We start from the raw sequence: 16,154 nt of genomic DNA on the forward strand, positions 1-16,154 counted from the left end.
TCGATCCCTCTTAGCAAGGCAAATCAACGCAGTCTCGGAGATCGCAGTAGGAAAGTATAACCGGCAAAGACCCGCTTTCATCAGGCATCGTTGCCGGACTCATAAAGTTTGTCGAGATAGTCAATGGCTCGAATCTGGATCTCCGGAGCGAGCTGCTTCAACCTTTCCTCACTTTCGCAGTTCTCACAGCGCAATCCGATTACCAGCAGGGACGCATCCGTCCGCGCGTTCAGTATCCCCGGTAGCTGTGCCAGTTTGGCCTGAAGCTCATTTGTTTCCCAGCGCCCCTCCACGTAGTACCCATAGGCAATATGAATCTCTTCGTCCGAGCGACGATAGCGAAGGGTCAAACCGCCCAGAGGAGCTGATGTCTCGGACTCAATAGCGAAGGTACGTTCCAGCAATTGTGCCGAGGGGTCATACAGGCGATTCCGGTCATAGACTACCTCGCCGCCGGGCCGCTGAAAGTTATAGGTATAAAGTCCGATAAATATCTGCTCGCCGTCCTCACCCTCAACCCCGAGGCCTTCCCGCTTCATGTAAGTTTTTTCAAGAATTCGGTCCGGGTTCTGCATACTGGGTTGCCAGCCCGCCAGTCTCTGCTCAAAGAGTGGCAGCCAACTATCGGTGTCGACCAGGGCAACGCTGTGCTGCCGAACATTCGATGTGTTCGAATCGGCCTCTGAAGGCACTGCCAGCCAAGAGATCATGGCGATGGCCAGCAACGGCAGAACAGCGAAAACCAGGCCAAAACCGGGCATGCTGCGCAGGCCACTGTGGTTGTGGTTTAACGGTTTTTCGCTGCGATTAACCGTTGCTGCCCGTCTTTCCCGAAGCTCCAGCCGACGGGCTATAAAAAACAGCGGTATCAATGTGGCGGCGAAAACCCACCACCCCAACATGTCATGATCGTCAATTAACGACGAGGTCATGTTGGTTTCATAACCTATGTAAATAATAATAAACACACGAACCCAGTTGGCGAGCAAAGCAAGCGCCATTGCCACAACCAGAAGCAGAATTCGGCTACGCAAACGATCGAAATTGAGCTCCCCATAAAGAAATGCGAGTGTTACGCCAACCAAAAAATAGCGAAGCCCGGAACAGTCTTCAGAAATCTCGAAAGCACCAATATTGGGGAAATAAACGAAAACGCCTTCCACCATAAATTCAATATCAAACCAGGAGAGCATGAATTGATTCACGGCCACCGAAATCAATTGTAGCGGCCAGGTAAGGTAGCCCCATAGAGGCAGAGTGAAAGCCATCAAGCCCACAGGCACAAAGAAAGCCAGCGTTTGACGCCATCCCCATAAGACCAGCAAGCCACCGAGCAGGATAGGAATTAACGCCAGCTGCTCAAAGGTACCGATCAGAAGGATGCTTCCTGCGGAGTAAACTGCTGCAGCGGCAAGAAGGGGCAACACCCACGGCCAATAAAATCCGGGCTTGGGGCGCTCCCGCCGCCAGACAGCGATGCTTAGATACGCGCTAACCGCCAGAATAAGGAAACCGTGGGAATAGGACTCATCAAACTTGAGCCAGCGGTCTGCAAGTGTCAGCCAGGCCGGCCAGGTGGCAACCACAAAAAAGACTAGAAACAATGAGGGCGAAAACCAGCGTGAACCTGCCAAACTGCGAATACGTTCCATGTGTTGGGTTCTCAACTCTTGATAGTGTGATGTCACCGGAATGTACCCTGTTTCAAAGGGCTTCGCATCCGTCCTGGTGGCCAATCAGCATTAATAACAAACATTTCTGGCTCCCCGCGGAAAACACCGAGCTCAGTACTGCCCCAGCAAAACTTCGGCGACAGCGTGAATGTCCCGGGTGCAAACATCCTCGTGGGTAGGCAACGTGATGAGGCGCTCCGCAAAATCACAAGCACCGGGAAATTTCTGCACGTCCACAGCCACAAATTCGCCAACTCCCTCTATTGATGGCAGCGCCTTACCATAGAAAGTGCTGGCGCCGATACCGTTTCGATTAAGCTCTAGAAGCGCCTTATCGCGAATTTTCCGAGAAGGCGCGAGCAGCGGGTAACGAAGCAATGTGGAGGACGGGCGGTCAACGTTTTTCAGTGAAGCCCCATCGGAGCAGGCTACCGGCAATAGGGCCCAACCTTGACGGGTAAGTTCCGCCAGAACTTCTGAATAAGCTGAACTGTTGTCCTTGCGGTTATTGTAGCCTTCCATGCCAGCGTGCAGCAGGCCGTCAACAGGCACCTGGCGGCTAATGGACTCCAGCGGATGGAACACCGTCTGCCCGATACCCAGAAACGAAAAGCGTTCCATTACACCGTACATTGGCCGCGTTAACAGAAAGTTAAATAACCAGCGCTTGAACAGCCAGACGCTGCTCCCCAAGACCTTTGTTCGAGGAAGCTCCGCCACCATGTCAGCACTTTGTTCGGCCATACCCTGACGGATTAAAAGTGCCCCCCCTCCCATCAGGTTAATGGGTTTACCCCGCCCGAAACTGAGGACAACGTAATCGGCCAAGCCATTGCCAGAACTGGCAGGCGGGAACATCTGGGCGGAATCCTCAATCAAGCTGATACCAGCTTTATCCGCCACCCGCCTAAGGGCAGCTAACCGTTCCGGGATACCCAGAAAACCCGCCGCTACGATTCCCACGGTATTATCGGTTAGCGCGTTCTCTACCGCGTCAAGGTTCATCCAGGGCCGCGCCTCTGCCATGTCAACCAGAACCGGACGAGCCCCCTGAGCCACCACAGCAGCAACAAGATCCGGGCAGCCATAAGCGGAGATAATCACTTCGGGGACCTGTGGGGCCTTTCTGCTGTCAACCGATAATTTCACCGCGAGCGACAGGGCAGCGGTGCCGCTGTTCACAAAAGTCGATTCGTAGTGGTCAGTCCAGGGCGCCGTTATGACACTGGTGCCAACCGTTGGCAAAGGTACCCGGCTGCCAACCGGCCGCAATTTGGAAAGTCCCAAACTATGTCCTTAGCGTTGGGAGGGCGACCAGACCGTCATCCGGCGCCCTCCCACGAATTGCAGGGTTGCATGGGCAATGGCGTAGTTCACCTGCACAAAGAAATACGGAATCCGGATGTAGCCTTTAGCACGCACCGCCGGTGACAGATGAGCTGCCAGAACCACTCCGTAAAAAACAATCTGAAGTACCAGTGCCAGGCTGTAAACCCAACCACTGCCTGCCAGCATGACTGACACCACAAACAGAATGAGCAAAAACCAGGGCACCGCCCAACGCATGAGTTTATGACTGAATACCTGCCAGGCAAACAACCCGAACCTGGCGGGGTTAAGAACTTCCGGATGCCGGGCCAAGGCTGTCCAGCCACGAATAACAGTCCGAAGCTTGCGCTGATACTCTTTGCCGGGGGCCGCCACGTCGTGATAGTGGCCCAGCACGTCAGGGGCGGAAACCGCTACGTAGCCATCAAGTGCGCAATTCAGCGCAGTATTGAAATCACTGGGGGCATGAATGTCCCAGCGCCGGCACAACACGTGTCGCACCGCAAAAAAAGACCCGCTGAGGCCAACCAGACCACCCCGGAGTGACTCCAGCTTGCGCAGCCACATTTCATATTTAACGTAAGCGCCCTCGCCTACTACGCCGCCATCCCGGCTGACAAACACATCCTCGCTGGAAATCGCACCCACAGTGGGATTATCAAAGTAACGGACCAGTGCGGTGATGGCATCTGGCGGAATGCTGGTCGCCACATCCGAAAACACAATGATGTCCCCGGTTGCCATGGCAATGGCATCCTTCTGCGCGTTCTCCTTCCCCAACCGCTCATCGGTTCTGGAAAGCAGTATGCCCTTGCTCTGATACTCCCGGACAATATCGTCGGTCTCATCGACCGAGCAGTCAGAAGCCACGATGATTTCAAGGGTCGGATAAACCAGCTCGAGCGTGTTTTCCAGTTTCTGCCGGATACGCCCGGCTTCGTTATGAGCCGTAATAATAAGAGAGACGGATGGTGAGGCAGTTTGAGTATCAGCCGCGACGGGCCCGGCAGATGGTCGGGGTAACTCACGCTTCGCTGGCAGTGCCATAAGCACCAGTGGATAGATAAAATAGCTGTACAAAGAGCCAAACACTGCAACCCAGAACACCACTTTCCACATCCGAATCATCCCTGTATCTGATAAAATTAAGGCACATTAATAGCACAACAGTCGCCACTGAGATAGCCTATCAAAATTACTTGTATGTATAACTGGAGCGACCTCGGCACCAGTAAACAGTGCCACATGTGATTAGCTGTGAGGTCGTTAGTGTTCCGCATCAGGGATGGGTGGATGATCGTGCAGATTGTTTAATTATTAAACGGCGGCTCGCAATGCCCCACCGACAGGCCGATCAAACGGGCCTGCGAATGCTTTCATTGAAGCATGTGAAATCAATCAACTGTGGATTAAAAAATGGAAAATATCTTAAAAAAAGCTGTAAGAATAGCTCGAAAAAAAGACCTGCCGTATCACGAAGCTCATGCATATCAAGTACAACAAAGATTGAAGAATCTTGAACCTGAGCATGGCCCCCTGTCAAAGCAGTTGACCCGTGAGTGCGACGACTATGCAATAGATATACTAGGCGACAAAAACTATGCACCGTGGCTTTACGCTTATTCCGTTGTCGCCGGCCAATTCAAGCAGGGATGGATACCCGACAACTTCTATGAAACGAAAGTAGTTCCTAACATAAACGGCCACTATGGTGCCTGTGCAAGCTTAAAGCCACTAAACAGCATTTTTTTCCAGGCAAAAGAGTTTCCTGATTTAGGAAGCTTCGTCAACGGATTGTTTCTTGATAGATCGTATCGGGTTCACTCGCCGAAAGATTTCAAAGACCTATTATTTACCGATTGTAACCGCATTATATTTAAATCTGACAAATCCTTTAGAGGCTATGGAATTCATATCTTTGACAGAACTAAATTCAACGTTGGAGATTTTGAAACTTTAGGTAACGGTGTTTTTCAACGTTATGTAGATCAACATCCATTATTTAACGAATACACGCCTAAATCCGTCGCAACAATTCGCATAACTACCGCAGTCGACGATGAGGGTAAGGCATCCGCCAGGGGCTCCTATCTTCGTTTAGGCTCAGAGCATGACAGTCACGTTCAGTCGGCCACAGCCATCGGTATTCCTATTGATTTAGTGACAGGAGTCTTAAGTGATGTTGGATATACTGTATCCTGGACAACTATTCGCTCGCATCCAGCTAACCACAAAAGCTTTGCTAATGTAAAAATACCTAATTTTGAAAAATGCATTGATGTTGTCACGTCTCTCCATCTGAAGGTGCCTTTCGTAAGATGTATTGGCTGGGATGTAACTCTAGATAAAAATGGTGAAGTGGTTGTTTTAGAGTGGAACGGTGCATACAACGGTGTAAAACTCACTGAAGCGACCCAAGGACCTTCTTTCGCCGATCTAAAATGGGAAAAATTCCGTTAACCCGGCTTTCTCACAGCACCTCAACAAACTTCGCAGGCCAGGTTCTGATAGCACCAGAGCGAAGTAATTACTGCCAAAGCTGATAATTACTTAGCCGTTTCCAGCTTTGAGACGCACTTCCCCTGCCCTCCATTGCCTCGGACCGTGGGGAGCTTGGGCATTTGTAATGAGTTTATTCCATTGTGGCCACATTAAAGAGGACCACACACGATTGGCGATGAGGTCGTTAGTGTTCCGCATCAGGGATGGGTGGATGATCGTGCAGATTGCTTAATTTAAAAAGGGCGGCTCGGAACGCCATCCGGCAGGCCGTGCAACTGGCCTGCGAATGTTTTCATTGAAGCATGTGAAATCAATCAACTGTGGATTAAAAAATGGAAAATATCGTAAAAAAAGCTGTAAGAATAGCTCGAAACAAAGAGCTCCCGTATCACGAAGCTCATGCATATCAAGTACGCCAAATATTAAAGAATATTGAACCTGAGCGTGGCCCCCTGTCAAAGCAAATGATCCGTGAGTGCGACGATTATGCATTAGATATATTAGGCGACAAAAAATATGCACCGTGGCTTTACGTTTATTCAACTATGGCAGGACAATTCAAGCGGGGATGGATACCCGACAACTTTTATGGATCACAAGTAGTCCCTAAAATAAACGGCCACTATGGTGCCTGTGCAAGCTTAAAGCCACTAAACAGCATTTTTTTCCAGGCAAAAGAGTTTCCTGACTTAGGGAGCTTCGTCAACGGATTGTTTCTTGATCGATCGTATCGAGTTCACTCGCCGAAAGATTTCAAAGACCTATTATTTAGTGATTGTAATCTCGTTATATTTAAATCTGACAGATCCTTTAAAGGTCATGGCATTCATTTATTTGACAAAATCAGCTTCAATGCTGTAGATGTCGAGTATTTAGGCAATGGTGTTTTTCAACGTTATGTAGATCAACATCCATTATTTAACGAATACACGCCTAAATCTGTCGCAACAATTCGCATAACTACCGCAGTCGACGATGAGGGTAAAGCATCGGCCAAAGGCTCCTATTTACGTTTAGGCTCAGAGCATGATACACACGTTCAGTCGGCCACAGCCATCGCCATCCCTATTGATTTGGTTACCGGAGTGTTAAGTAATGTTGGGTATACGGGATCCTGGACAACTACTCGCTCGCATCCAGCTAGCGATAAAAGCTTTGCTAATGTAAAAATACCTGATTTTAAAAAATGCATTGATGTTGTCACGTCTCTCCATCTGAAGGTGCCCTTCGTAAGATGTATTGGCTGGGATGTAACTTTAGACAAAGAAGGTGAAGTGGTTGTTTTAGAGTGGAACGGTGGACACAACGGTATAAAACTCACTGAAGCGACACAAGGACCGGCTTTCGTCGATATGGAATGGGAAAAGTTCCGTTAGAGGGAACTGCAGGGTGCACTTTCATCGTGTAAAGCGGGCCAAGGTTAACCGTGTGTATAATGATTGGAGTTGCTATTTATGGTATCATTTTTCGCTAACACGACGGCATACAAGCCGTTGTTATTTTTGCGTTAATGAGGATCAGTGATCGTGCAAATGGTAAAACAGGTACTTAAAAAGATTCGCAACAGCCTGTTCGCTGCCAACGCATTAGGGAAAATCAAGCTTAAACGTTCGCCCTCACTGGTTATTCTGACCTATCATCGTATCCTGCCTGGCCAGTCCGCGCTCAGGCAGACGGAACAACCCGGCATGATAGCCACCCCAGAAGCGTTGGACATGCATATCACCCTGCTAAAAAAGCTCGGGGCGGAGTTTATTTCACTGAATACTTGGCTGGATGCCCAACGGCAAAACCAAGTATTACCGCGATTCGCCGTAGCCGTCACGTTTGACGATGGCTGGCAAGACAACTACGAACATGCATTCCCGGTGCTTAAAAAGCATCATGTGCCTGCAACTATATTTCTCGTATCCCGGCGCATCAATACACCCTGGCAGTTTTGGCCAGAACAGGTGCTGGAGTTACTTATCAACCGAGCCCACTATCTTGATCATGAAGCACTGCAATGGCTGCGACCTTACCTGAGCGACATGCTGACAAGCACGAATCCTACATCGTCTTATACGATCCTTCAGGCCGACTCGGTGATAAACCGTCTCAAGGAACTGGACGACCACACAATCGAAACGAACCTGGAGCTAACGCGCACCGCGCTCCCGGCGCTGAGTCAGGCGACTGTGAATGCCAGGCCCCTGCTCAACAAACAGGAACTGGAAACCATGCTCAAAAGCGGGCTGGTCACTTTCGGGGCCCATACCCGACATCATTATCGGCTGAATCATCTTGCCGATCCGTCAGACCTTGAAAACGAAATTGCCGGCAGCCGCAGTGACCTGGAAGCGCTCGGTCTCCAGCCAGTCAATGTCTTCTGTTACCCGAACGGCGACATCACCGGCAAAGGTGAACAGCTCGTCCGGGGGTATTTTACCGCAGCGTGTACCACCGAACAGGGTTGGAACAAAACCCCATCAAACCCGTTTGGCCTTCGCCGTTTTAACTTTCACGATGGCAATGGCAGTACACCCCTGAGCTTTCTGGCAACACTCGGGAGACCATAACTTGGCAACGAGCGGCTCAGACAGAAAGCTTGTAGTGACCCACATCGTATCCGGGGACATCTGGGCAGGCGCCGAAGCACAGGCATTCCAGCTTATTTCCGGACTACAGGCCAACGGTGTTATCAAACCAACAGTTGTGGTATTCAACCCAGGTGTTCTTTTCGACAAGCTCATGACTTTGGGTATAAACGTCACTCTTGCGGATGAGTCGGACTTATCGCCTCTGGGCCAGATAAAAACCATCTGCAAACACCTACGACAAAGCTCCACCGACATCCTTCATACCCATGGTTTCAAGGAGAATGTCTTGGGCACAGCCGCTCGATACCTGACCGGTGTTAAACGGTCCGTTCAAACCACACACGGAAGCCCTGAGTATCAGTCAACTTGGCTCGCCCCCAGGAAAAAGCTGACCCAGTTGCTGGACAGTATTATGACAGGGTTTTGTTACGATGCTGTGGTTGCCGTGTCCCAGCACCTGAAAACTGTGCTGGAGCCCCGCTACCCCAAAAAAACCGTTCTCATACGGAATTTCATTGACACCGACGACATTCCGGCCGCTCCCCCTGAACAATCTGAAGACCTACCGAAATCAGATGCATGTTACAAGATCAACCTTGTCGGCCGCTGCGTATCGGTCAAGCGTATGGATCTTTTTATTGATACCATTGCCAGCCTCAGAACCGACCATAAACTAGAAGTTGAAGGTAGTATTTGCGGGGATGGCCCGCTTCTGGAAACTATGAAGCAGTACGCAAAAACGAAAGGCGTGGCAAAATTCATCCGCTTCCGGGGTTTTGTCGAAGATCTGGACTCCGAATGGGCATCAATGGATTTACTGATGATGCCCTCGGACCACGAGGGCTTGCCCATGACCCTGCTGGAAGCGTTATTGCGAAATGTCCCCGTGGTTGCCCACAACGCGGGCGGCATACCGGAAGTGTTGGACCATGGGAATAGCGGAGTATTGGTAGATAATCATAGTGCGACGGGCTACGCCAGCAAGGTTGCACAACTCATAAAACAACCAGAAAAGGCCAGACTACTTGCGGCCAACGGACAGAGCCATGTCAAAAAAGAGTTCAGTAAACGTAAAAATGTACAAAAGTACGAAGCGCTCTACCAAGCTATCTCACAGAAAAAGCAACGCCTAATCCAAAACACATAAGCAGCGGCTAGCCGGATCTTCCATGTGATCGAAATGTCGCAAGCAGTATCTATCAGAGTCTATTCATGTATATATTAAGTGTGATAAAAAATATCTTGGCTGTGCTTGATGGCCAAACCAAAAGAAAATATATCGGCCTGCAGTTCGTATTTTTTATCGCCGCCTTTTTCCAGGTGATCGGGATTGCAAGTATAGGCCCATTCATATCTATACTCTCCAATCCCGACATCATCCACACCAATGAGATTCTTTCTTATATATACGAAGCCATAGGCTTCACCAATGACCTTCAATTTATAATGGCTACCGCCGCCGGATCCCTGATATTGATTCTGTTGTCAAATTCAGTCGCAGGCATAACAATCTGGCTAAGCTATAAATTCTCGGTGTTATTGGGAAGCAGACTGCAACAAGTGGTCTATCGGAACTTTCTGCTCAAAGACTATTTGTTTCATAAAACGGAAAACTACAACAAAAAAATCTCAGTGGTCGCTCATCAAATACCACGATTCGTATACATGCTTGTCCAACCTTTCCTGTTGCTGACAGCGCAATTATTTGTCGCCATATTGATCATGATCGGCTTGCTTGTTCTTGACCCCCTTCTGGCGGTGGTCGCAGGAGCACTAATCGGCGGGTCTTATCTGGTTACCTATATTGTTCTTCGTAATAAATTATCACATCATGGTGCAGTAATTTCGGATAAAAATAATCAAGTTCAAAGCATATTATCCGAATCGTTCATTGGAATAAAAGATGTAAAACTGGATTCAATGGAAGACAAGTATATAAAGCAGTTCAATACCATCAACGTTAAAGGGCTAAGGTCCCAGGCGTTTATAGCATTATCCGGTGAATTGCCAAAGTTTATCATTGAATCGATTTCCTTCGGCGCCATTTTGATATTGGCTCTTGTTTTGCTGGTCACCCAGGATGATATTCGTTCTGTCGTCCCAATCCTGAGTATCTATGCGTTGGCAGGTTACAAGCTGTTGCCAACGATGCAACAAATTTATAAATCCATGTCAAGCCTCAGCGGCCACGGCTCGGTAGCTCAAATTATACGCAATCAGGTAACTTCGATCGTCGAAACACCAAAAGATTCATCCGTATCGTTGCAGCCCATGGATATCCATCATGTTGAGCTATCTTCCGCGAGCTTCTCTTATGATGCGCACAGCGCGCCAGCCATCAATGACTTGTCGCTTAGCCTTAAGAAAGGGGAAATCTATTCTCTGGTCGGGCACTCCGGATCCGGCAAGTCTACCCTTGCTGATATAATTCTGGGCTTATTGAATCTGAGTTCGGGCAATCTCGTGGTAAACGGTGAAGTCCTGACTAAAGAAAAGCTACCCTCCTTTAGACGAAAGCTCGGTTACGTAGCTCAAACCATATTTATCCTTGATGACAACGTAATAAACAACGTCGCCTTCGGTCTTCCTGAAAACGATATTGATGTTGAACGGGTAAACAACGTACTGCGGCTTGCCAATGCCGAAGAGTTTGTTGAAAAACTGCCCAAAGGCATCTATTCCAATCTGGGTCAGGATGGAAAGCTTTTGAGTGGTGGACAACGCCAACGTATCGGTATTGCGAGGGCCCTCTACAAGAACACTGATCTCTTGGTACTTGATGAGCCTACCAGCGCACTGGACATGGAGTCAGAGTACAAGTTGATGAAAACCTTGAACTCCCTCAAGGATGATTTAATCATATTGGTCATCTCCCATAGACCAGCCTCAATCAAAATGTCGGACAAAATCATTCTAATGGCAGAAGGTCGTCTGGAGGGTATAGGCACCTACGAGGAGGTGCACTCAGGAAACGAAGGCTTCAAAGAAATGATGGAACGCTCAATTGAGGAGCCGGGATAATTAACGTTGTCAAGCCTTCGTGAAAATCTGGGTCTGAATTATTTTGATGAAGAAGAAAGTATTTAGGTGATAGATAGCTACGTAATTTTTAGCAGCTGTCAGTTAAAATAGATATTCTCAATATAGAAAAAATCTGAAACATTAAATTTTATACGTCGAATTCAGGAAATTGTCTACATATGTATACCTTCTTAGAGGAATTAAAAACTTTAATTCGAAAATCTATGAGCGACGAATTTATTATTGACCGAAAATTTTCACGTGCCTTCGGTAGGCATGTCGATTTTTACCACCCCAAAACGTTCAATGAAAAACTACAGGTCCAAAAACTCTACGTTAAAAATCCAAAAATGACTAGCTTGGCAGATAAGTATGAAGTGAGGCGACACATCCAGGCGAAAGGTCACGAAGGAATACTTAATGAGCTAATTGGCGTATACGACCGACCTGAAGATATTGATTTTAATATTTTACCAAATGAATTTGTCATAAAGTGTAACCACTCTTGGAATACGAATATTATTTGTGAAGACAAGTCGGCACTTGATAAAAAAAAGGTTGTCGCTCAACTAAAAGAATGGATGAGTCATAATCACTATCATTTGCTTCGAGAATGGTCTTATAAAAATATAAAACCTAAGATCATTATTGAACGTTTTCTTCGCGCTCCATTGAAAGATTACAAATTCTTTTGCTTTTCGGGCACTCCTTCATATATACAAGTTGACTCGAATAGGAGCAATGGACATACCCTCGACATCTATGATACCAATTGGCATCGGTTAAAATGCAAAAAAGGAAATAATGATCAAAGTAATTGTCCAGAGAATCGACCAGATTTCTTTGACGATATGTTCGAGATCGCAAAGGATTTGTCTTCCGATTTCAACTTCTGCAGAGTTGACTTTCTTGCTAATTCTGAGGGCTTTTATTTTGCTGAGATCACTTTTTATCCAGGAGGCGGCTTTTCCCATTTTGAACCAGAAGAGTTCGATTATTTGTTTGGAGAAAATTTCAGCCTTGCCGAAGCTAAGATGCCTTTAACATCTCGAATCAATATTATATGGATTTCTTTAATTAACAGGTTATTTAAACCTCAATAATTTCGATACCGACTTCATACCAAACCAACTCCGTATATCATGTAGGGGGAATCCTTGTCTCATGGAAAACGAAGCGTTAAAATCGCGAGACTTCTTTGGAGCGATGACAGACAATCTGAAAAAGAAGGCCAAAACTGCAAGCGATAGCTCCTACAAGATGTTAACCGGTATCGATAAAATGTTTTTTCCAATAGAGACAGAAAAAAAGGATGTGAAATCGTGACCGGGATGATGGTGTTATTTCACTGCGAATCAAATCCTGGGTATGCCCCTTCAAACCACGAACATACCTTTTTAGATGTCGCCCGGCATTTTACGGGTGATATAGGCAAGATTCACTACGCGTACGCGAGTTTAGACGGAGGCATGACATCTTCGCTGCCTAAAGATCTGATGAATGTTGTTCAGTTGGATACTTCATGGTCCGACCCTAAACAACTTCGCGAGGCTGAACATTATATCAAAGAAAACGGAATTACTCTTTTGTTAGGGTTCGACCAACCTGTATCCCGCCCGATGTACCGTGCCTTGCGAAAGGGGGGTGTAAAAACCTTTGTCTCCTACTGGGGAGCTCCCATGAGCTCACGGAACACGGGATGGAAGTTGTTCCTTAAAAAACTTGAAGTATCCATGCAGCGATACGGCCCTGACCACTACATTTTCCAATCCACAGGAATGCGAGAGACTGCATTTCTAGGACGGGGGATACCGATATCCAAAACATCCGTAATAAAAAGTGGAATCGACACCAACAAATTTCAACCTGACCCGGAAAAGTCTTTATACGCGCATGAGTGCTTCAATATACCCACAAATAGACACATAGTTATTTTCTCGGGGCATATGGAACGAAGAAAAGGCGTACATGTCATCTTACAGTCAGCGAAAGTACTAATCAGTGACATAGGCTTCAAAAATGTTCAATTCCTGATATTGGGCAACCGAGAAGGTGAAAAAGAAAGCTTCTCTCAATATTTGCAGGAGCCCGAGGTAAATGATCATATTACTTTCGGAGGATACCGTAGCGACGTACCGGATATTCTCAAAAGCTGCTCTATAGGAATGATAGCTTCAACCGAGTGGGACTCTTTTCCAATGTCGACACTCGAAATGGCGGCTACAGAATTGCCTCTATTAGTATCTGATTTACCAGGGTTAAATGAGGCAGTGACAGACAACACGGGATTAACCTTCCCAATAGGTGATTACGTAACTGCAGCAAAGAAATTAAACACGCTATTAAGTGATAAAATCACAAGGCAAAAAATGGGGAAAATGGCTCGAGAAAAGGTTTTGGAACATTACTCCAAGGCCGCCCAAGCTAGAGGACTAATAGATATTTTTGAAAAATTACGGAAGGACTGAAGGACTGATAATTTGCGCTCGCATTGGTTTGCATTGACAAATATTAGATTATATCGGCACCATTTTTTCGGTATTTGTACGGTAATCCCCCCGAAAAACCAGAGTGGCGGACTCAACCGGTCAGCGCAACACCTCTGCTAGCTTATCTGCTGGCGTAGGAAATCTCAGCGTTTTTCTGGGTCGGTTGTATAGTCGCGCCGCATATCGATCCAGATCTTCTTGAGAATACCCCGATAGGCTGCTGCCATTAGGAAAGTACTGTCTCAGCAGTCGATTTATATTTTCGTTGGTCCCTCTCTGCCATGGGCTCTGCGGATCGCAGAAGTAGACGGCCATATTGGTGGCCATTGTAAATACCCGGTGACTCATCATTTCTGTTCCGCGATCCCAAGTCAGGCTTTGCTGAAGGATGCTTGGCAGGTGGCTCATATGCTGGCCCAGCGCACCGACAACGGATTTTGTTTCCTTTCCATCCACTTTGACCAAGACCGTAAAGCGGGTCTGCCGCTCAACAACAATGGCGATATAACTATTCCCCGCACCACAGGCTGGCCGCTCACTGATGGAGACGCCGTCGATAATTCTTTGTCTGTAGCCAGACTGATACTTTCGCGAGTGACGGAATTTGCGCCCGGTCCTCAAATGCTTTCGAAGTTTTTTTTTAAACACGCCCCGGGTCTGGATGAATAGGCTTTTGTAAATTGTTTCGTGAGATATCTGCATGGACTTATCGCCCGCAAGATTCAACTTAAGCCACCCTGCAATTTGCTCCGGAGACCAGTCTTGCGGGAGCTTGTTGGCAACGACTTTTTGAAGTCTATGATTAATCGCTAACAGACAGATTTTGGGTCGCAAAGCGCGCTTACAGGCCGCAAGATCAGTATCAACAGCACGGTATATATGGCAGCCTCCATTCCTCTGTATTTCCCGGCTGATCGTTGAAGGGTTTCGGCCCAGGCAGAGTGCGATGGAACGCATTGAAACTCCAGCGGCCAGTCCTCTGGAGATTTCCTCTCGGCATTCATTAGGTTTCGTGCTTGCATCACCATTGCTCTCACTTGGAAGGAAGATTAATGGTGTTGCGCTGACTGATTGAGTCCGCCCCCTTTAAAAATGGGGGATTACCCGAGCACTGCGGCTTTACGTTCTTCAGAATAGCGTGGCATGATTGTTCTCATGTCGTCCTCAACTGATTAAAATCAAACGAAATTGCCAACTGGACAACTAGGCTTACAAAGGGGAAGACTTCGGATTGCTTACCTCGAAACTTACTAAAAGGTAAATTATTTGTTAATCTCTAACGTAGGATTCTAAAACTTGAGAAAGCTCGATTTCGGGATCAGTTAATGGGAATTTTAAGGTAGCTTCAGGATTGTTCACCTTTAGTGCTATTTCACTTTTATTGGCCCATTGCTCATTATCTTCAATCCTACGAATTAAACTTACGATTTTATGAGTTGACGCTTCACAAGAAATATTTTGTTTTGCCCAAATGCTTGGTGAAAATTTATTATAGTTATAATACATATTCTCTAAAGCGTCAGACAACCTTCTCTCTTCAACAATCATACCCGTGTAACTATTAACGTGTTCCCTATTAACTCCAACATTCTCATTCAATAATATTGCCGGCGTGCCGGAGAAGAATCCCTCAAATATCGACCTGTTACTTCCCTCTTTAATAGACAAAAGCATATTGGTTTTGCTTTGATTAAGAATTTCATTGAGTTCCACTTTTGATAAATCTTCGAATAACGAAACGTTTTTATCAGCTCTATAGTATTTAATCAAAAGCGCGACTAAGTCTCTTTGCCCACCATGGCTTGAACAAATCAAAGCCACTTTCAGATCGATTTTTGGCTTCAATAATTCTATACCTTTAAACAAAACATGATGCCGTTTTATACTATTATAATTAGCAACGTAAACAGCATCATATTTTTTTTGATTATAATATTCTAGAACTTTGAAATGGCTATCATCTACCCAATTGCCACTTCCAATATCAATTGGATATAAATTATCACTAAAGCCGGAGATAAATTTAAAATCCTGTTTACCGCTTGCCTGAATAATTACTGGCTGTCTTAAAGAGGCCCAAACTAAGATTTGAGGCAAACAATATCCTGCCCAGCTTGGCTCAAGAACAATATGAAATTTTTCGGATATAGCGTTAAAGTCGAATTTAGAAAACATTACTAGAAAAGAATCAGTAAACTTTATAAGCATTATACCTTTTTCAAGATTTCCATTCTCCAAGATTTTGGGAGCCTTAATAATTAAAGTTCGCTTTATCGCTAACTCTAGGCTTTTCTGATCTGGTATTTTGTTTGACTCCTTCAAAGAGTGCTCAATAAGTTCACTTTTACGCAAATAAATAATACGGTTAATTAACGGTATATTATTGTTCGATAATCTATGCGAAAACATAATATATTCATTAGATGCCTTCTTGTTAAACGGATACGTCACCAAAGAAAAAAGAAAATAAAACACCGAAATTACCGGTCTCAACTTCGCATCAGCAAAGTCTTTCAAAAACCATCTTATAATCTGCGGGTGGCGCAACATAAAATTTAATT

13 protein-coding genes are annotated in these 16,154 nt (G+C 46.3%); 8 read left to right on the plus strand and 5 right to left on the minus strand.

Translation table 11 applies throughout. The features are described from left to right. Nucleotides 1–80 precede the first annotated feature (80 nt). The 3 genes from xrt to F6Y09_RS09790 all read right to left on the minus strand — a co-directional run bounded on the left by xrt (nucleotide 81) and on the right by F6Y09_RS09790 (nucleotide 4,130). The gene (gene xrt, locus F6Y09_RS09780) at nucleotides 81–1,652 is read right to left on the minus strand and encodes an exosortase (protein ID WP_152206748.1); all 1,572 of its coding nucleotides are present in this window, start codon (nucleotides 1,650–1,652) and stop codon (nucleotides 81–83) included. Between the two features lie 132 nt (nucleotides 1,653–1,784). Next, nucleotides 1,785–2,960, minus strand: a complete 1,176-nt coding sequence (locus tag F6Y09_RS09785) for a DegT/DnrJ/EryC1/StrS family aminotransferase (protein ID WP_152206749.1) — start codon at nucleotides 2,958–2,960, stop codon at nucleotides 1,785–1,787. A gap of 9 nt (nucleotides 2,961–2,969) precedes the next feature. After that, a complete protein-coding gene (locus F6Y09_RS09790) occupies nucleotides 2,970–4,130 on the minus strand; it encodes a glycosyltransferase family 2 protein (protein ID WP_246180448.1) in 1,161 nt (386 codons plus the stop codon). A gap of 288 nt (nucleotides 4,131–4,418) precedes the next feature. Here F6Y09_RS09790 and F6Y09_RS09795 point away from each other — a divergent pair, with 288 nt between their 5' ends. The 8 genes from F6Y09_RS09795 to F6Y09_RS09825 all read left to right on the plus strand — a co-directional run bounded on the left by F6Y09_RS09795 (nucleotide 4,419) and on the right by F6Y09_RS09825 (nucleotide 13,572). Beyond that, a complete protein-coding gene (locus tag F6Y09_RS09795) occupies nucleotides 4,419–5,462 on the plus strand; it encodes a sugar-transfer associated ATP-grasp domain-containing protein (RefSeq protein WP_152206750.1) in 1,044 nt (347 codons plus the stop codon). Nucleotides 5,463–5,836: 374 nt separating this feature from the next. Then, nucleotides 5,837–6,880, plus strand: a complete 1,044-nt coding sequence (locus tag F6Y09_RS09800) for a sugar-transfer associated ATP-grasp domain-containing protein (protein WP_152206751.1) — start codon at nucleotides 5,837–5,839, stop codon at nucleotides 6,878–6,880. A 156-nt stretch (nucleotides 6,881–7,036) separates the two neighbouring features. After that, nucleotides 7,037–8,062, plus strand: coding sequence for a polysaccharide deacetylase family protein (locus tag F6Y09_RS09805; RefSeq protein WP_152207005.1), 1,026 nt, complete (start codon nucleotides 7,037–7,039; stop codon nucleotides 8,060–8,062). Between the two features lie 34 nt (nucleotides 8,063–8,096). Further along, nucleotides 8,097–9,230, plus strand: coding sequence for a glycosyltransferase family 4 protein (locus F6Y09_RS09810; protein WP_179959391.1), 1,134 nt, complete (start codon nucleotides 8,097–8,099; stop codon nucleotides 9,228–9,230). Between the two features lie 65 nt (nucleotides 9,231–9,295). Further along, nucleotides 9,296–11,104 carry an ABC transporter ATP-binding protein gene (locus tag F6Y09_RS09815; protein WP_152206753.1) on the plus strand — a complete coding sequence of 603 codons (1,809 nt, stop codon included), beginning with the start codon at nucleotides 9,296–9,298 and terminating at the stop codon, nucleotides 11,102–11,104. A gap of 224 nt (nucleotides 11,105–11,328) precedes the next feature. Further along, the gene (locus F6Y09_RS09820; protein WP_218944140.1) at nucleotides 11,329–12,207 is read left to right on the plus strand and encodes an ATP-grasp fold amidoligase family protein; all 879 of its coding nucleotides are present in this window, start codon (nucleotides 11,329–11,331) and stop codon (nucleotides 12,205–12,207) included. 61 nt (nucleotides 12,208–12,268) lie between these two features. Next, a complete protein-coding gene (locus F6Y09_RS20140; protein WP_179959392.1) occupies nucleotides 12,269–12,430 on the plus strand; it encodes a hypothetical protein in 162 nt (53 codons plus the stop codon). Between the two features lie 5 nt (nucleotides 12,431–12,435). Next, a complete protein-coding gene (locus F6Y09_RS09825) occupies nucleotides 12,436–13,572 on the plus strand; it encodes a glycosyltransferase family 4 protein (protein ID WP_246180483.1) in 1,137 nt (378 codons plus the stop codon). Nucleotides 13,573–13,692: 120 nt separating this feature from the next. Here F6Y09_RS09825 and F6Y09_RS09830 read toward each other — a convergent pair whose 3' ends face one another. Together F6Y09_RS09830 and F6Y09_RS09835 are read right to left on the minus strand one after the other, a co-directional pair. Further along, nucleotides 13,693–14,643, minus strand: coding sequence for an IS30 family transposase (locus F6Y09_RS09830; protein WP_343031108.1), 951 nt, complete (start codon nucleotides 14,641–14,643; stop codon nucleotides 13,693–13,695). A gap of 219 nt (nucleotides 14,644–14,862) precedes the next feature. Then, a complete protein-coding gene (locus tag F6Y09_RS09835; RefSeq protein ID WP_179959393.1) occupies nucleotides 14,863–16,110 on the minus strand; it encodes a glycosyltransferase in 1,248 nt (415 codons plus the stop codon). Nucleotides 16,111–16,154: the final 44 nt, after the last annotated feature.

Source organism: Marinobacter changyiensis (assembly GCF_009193265.1).
Taxonomy (GTDB): Bacteria; Pseudomonadota; Gammaproteobacteria; order Pseudomonadales; family Oleiphilaceae; genus Marinobacter; species Marinobacter changyiensis.

Bases quoted from the DNA above. Each gene is read 5' to 3' on its own strand.
- F6Y09_RS20140 (WP_179959392.1), top strand. From the start codon at position 12,269: ATGGAAAACGAAGCGTTAAAATCGCGAGACTTCTTTGGAGCGATGACA.
- F6Y09_RS09820 (WP_218944140.1), top strand. From the start codon at position 11,329: ATGAGCGACGAATTTATTATTGACCGAAAATTTTCACGTGCCTTCGGT.
- F6Y09_RS09795 (WP_152206750.1), top strand. From the start codon at position 4,419: ATGGAAAATATCTTAAAAAAAGCTGTAAGAATAGCTCGAAAAAAAGAC.
- xrt (WP_152206748.1), bottom strand. From the start codon at position 1,652: ATGGAACGTATTCGCAGTTTGGCAGGTTCACGCTGGTTTTCGCCCTCA.
- F6Y09_RS09825 (WP_246180483.1), top strand. From the start codon at position 12,436: ATGATGGTGTTATTTCACTGCGAATCAAATCCTGGGTATGCCCCTTCA.
- F6Y09_RS09805 (WP_152207005.1), top strand. From the start codon at position 7,037: ATGGTAAAACAGGTACTTAAAAAGATTCGCAACAGCCTGTTCGCTGCC.
- F6Y09_RS09800 (WP_152206751.1), top strand. From the start codon at position 5,837: ATGGAAAATATCGTAAAAAAAGCTGTAAGAATAGCTCGAAACAAAGAG.
- F6Y09_RS09790 (WP_246180448.1), bottom strand. From the start codon at position 4,130: ATGATTCGGATGTGGAAAGTGGTGTTCTGGGTTGCAGTGTTTGGCTCT.
- F6Y09_RS09815 (WP_152206753.1), top strand. From the start codon at position 9,296: ATGTATATATTAAGTGTGATAAAAAATATCTTGGCTGTGCTTGATGGC.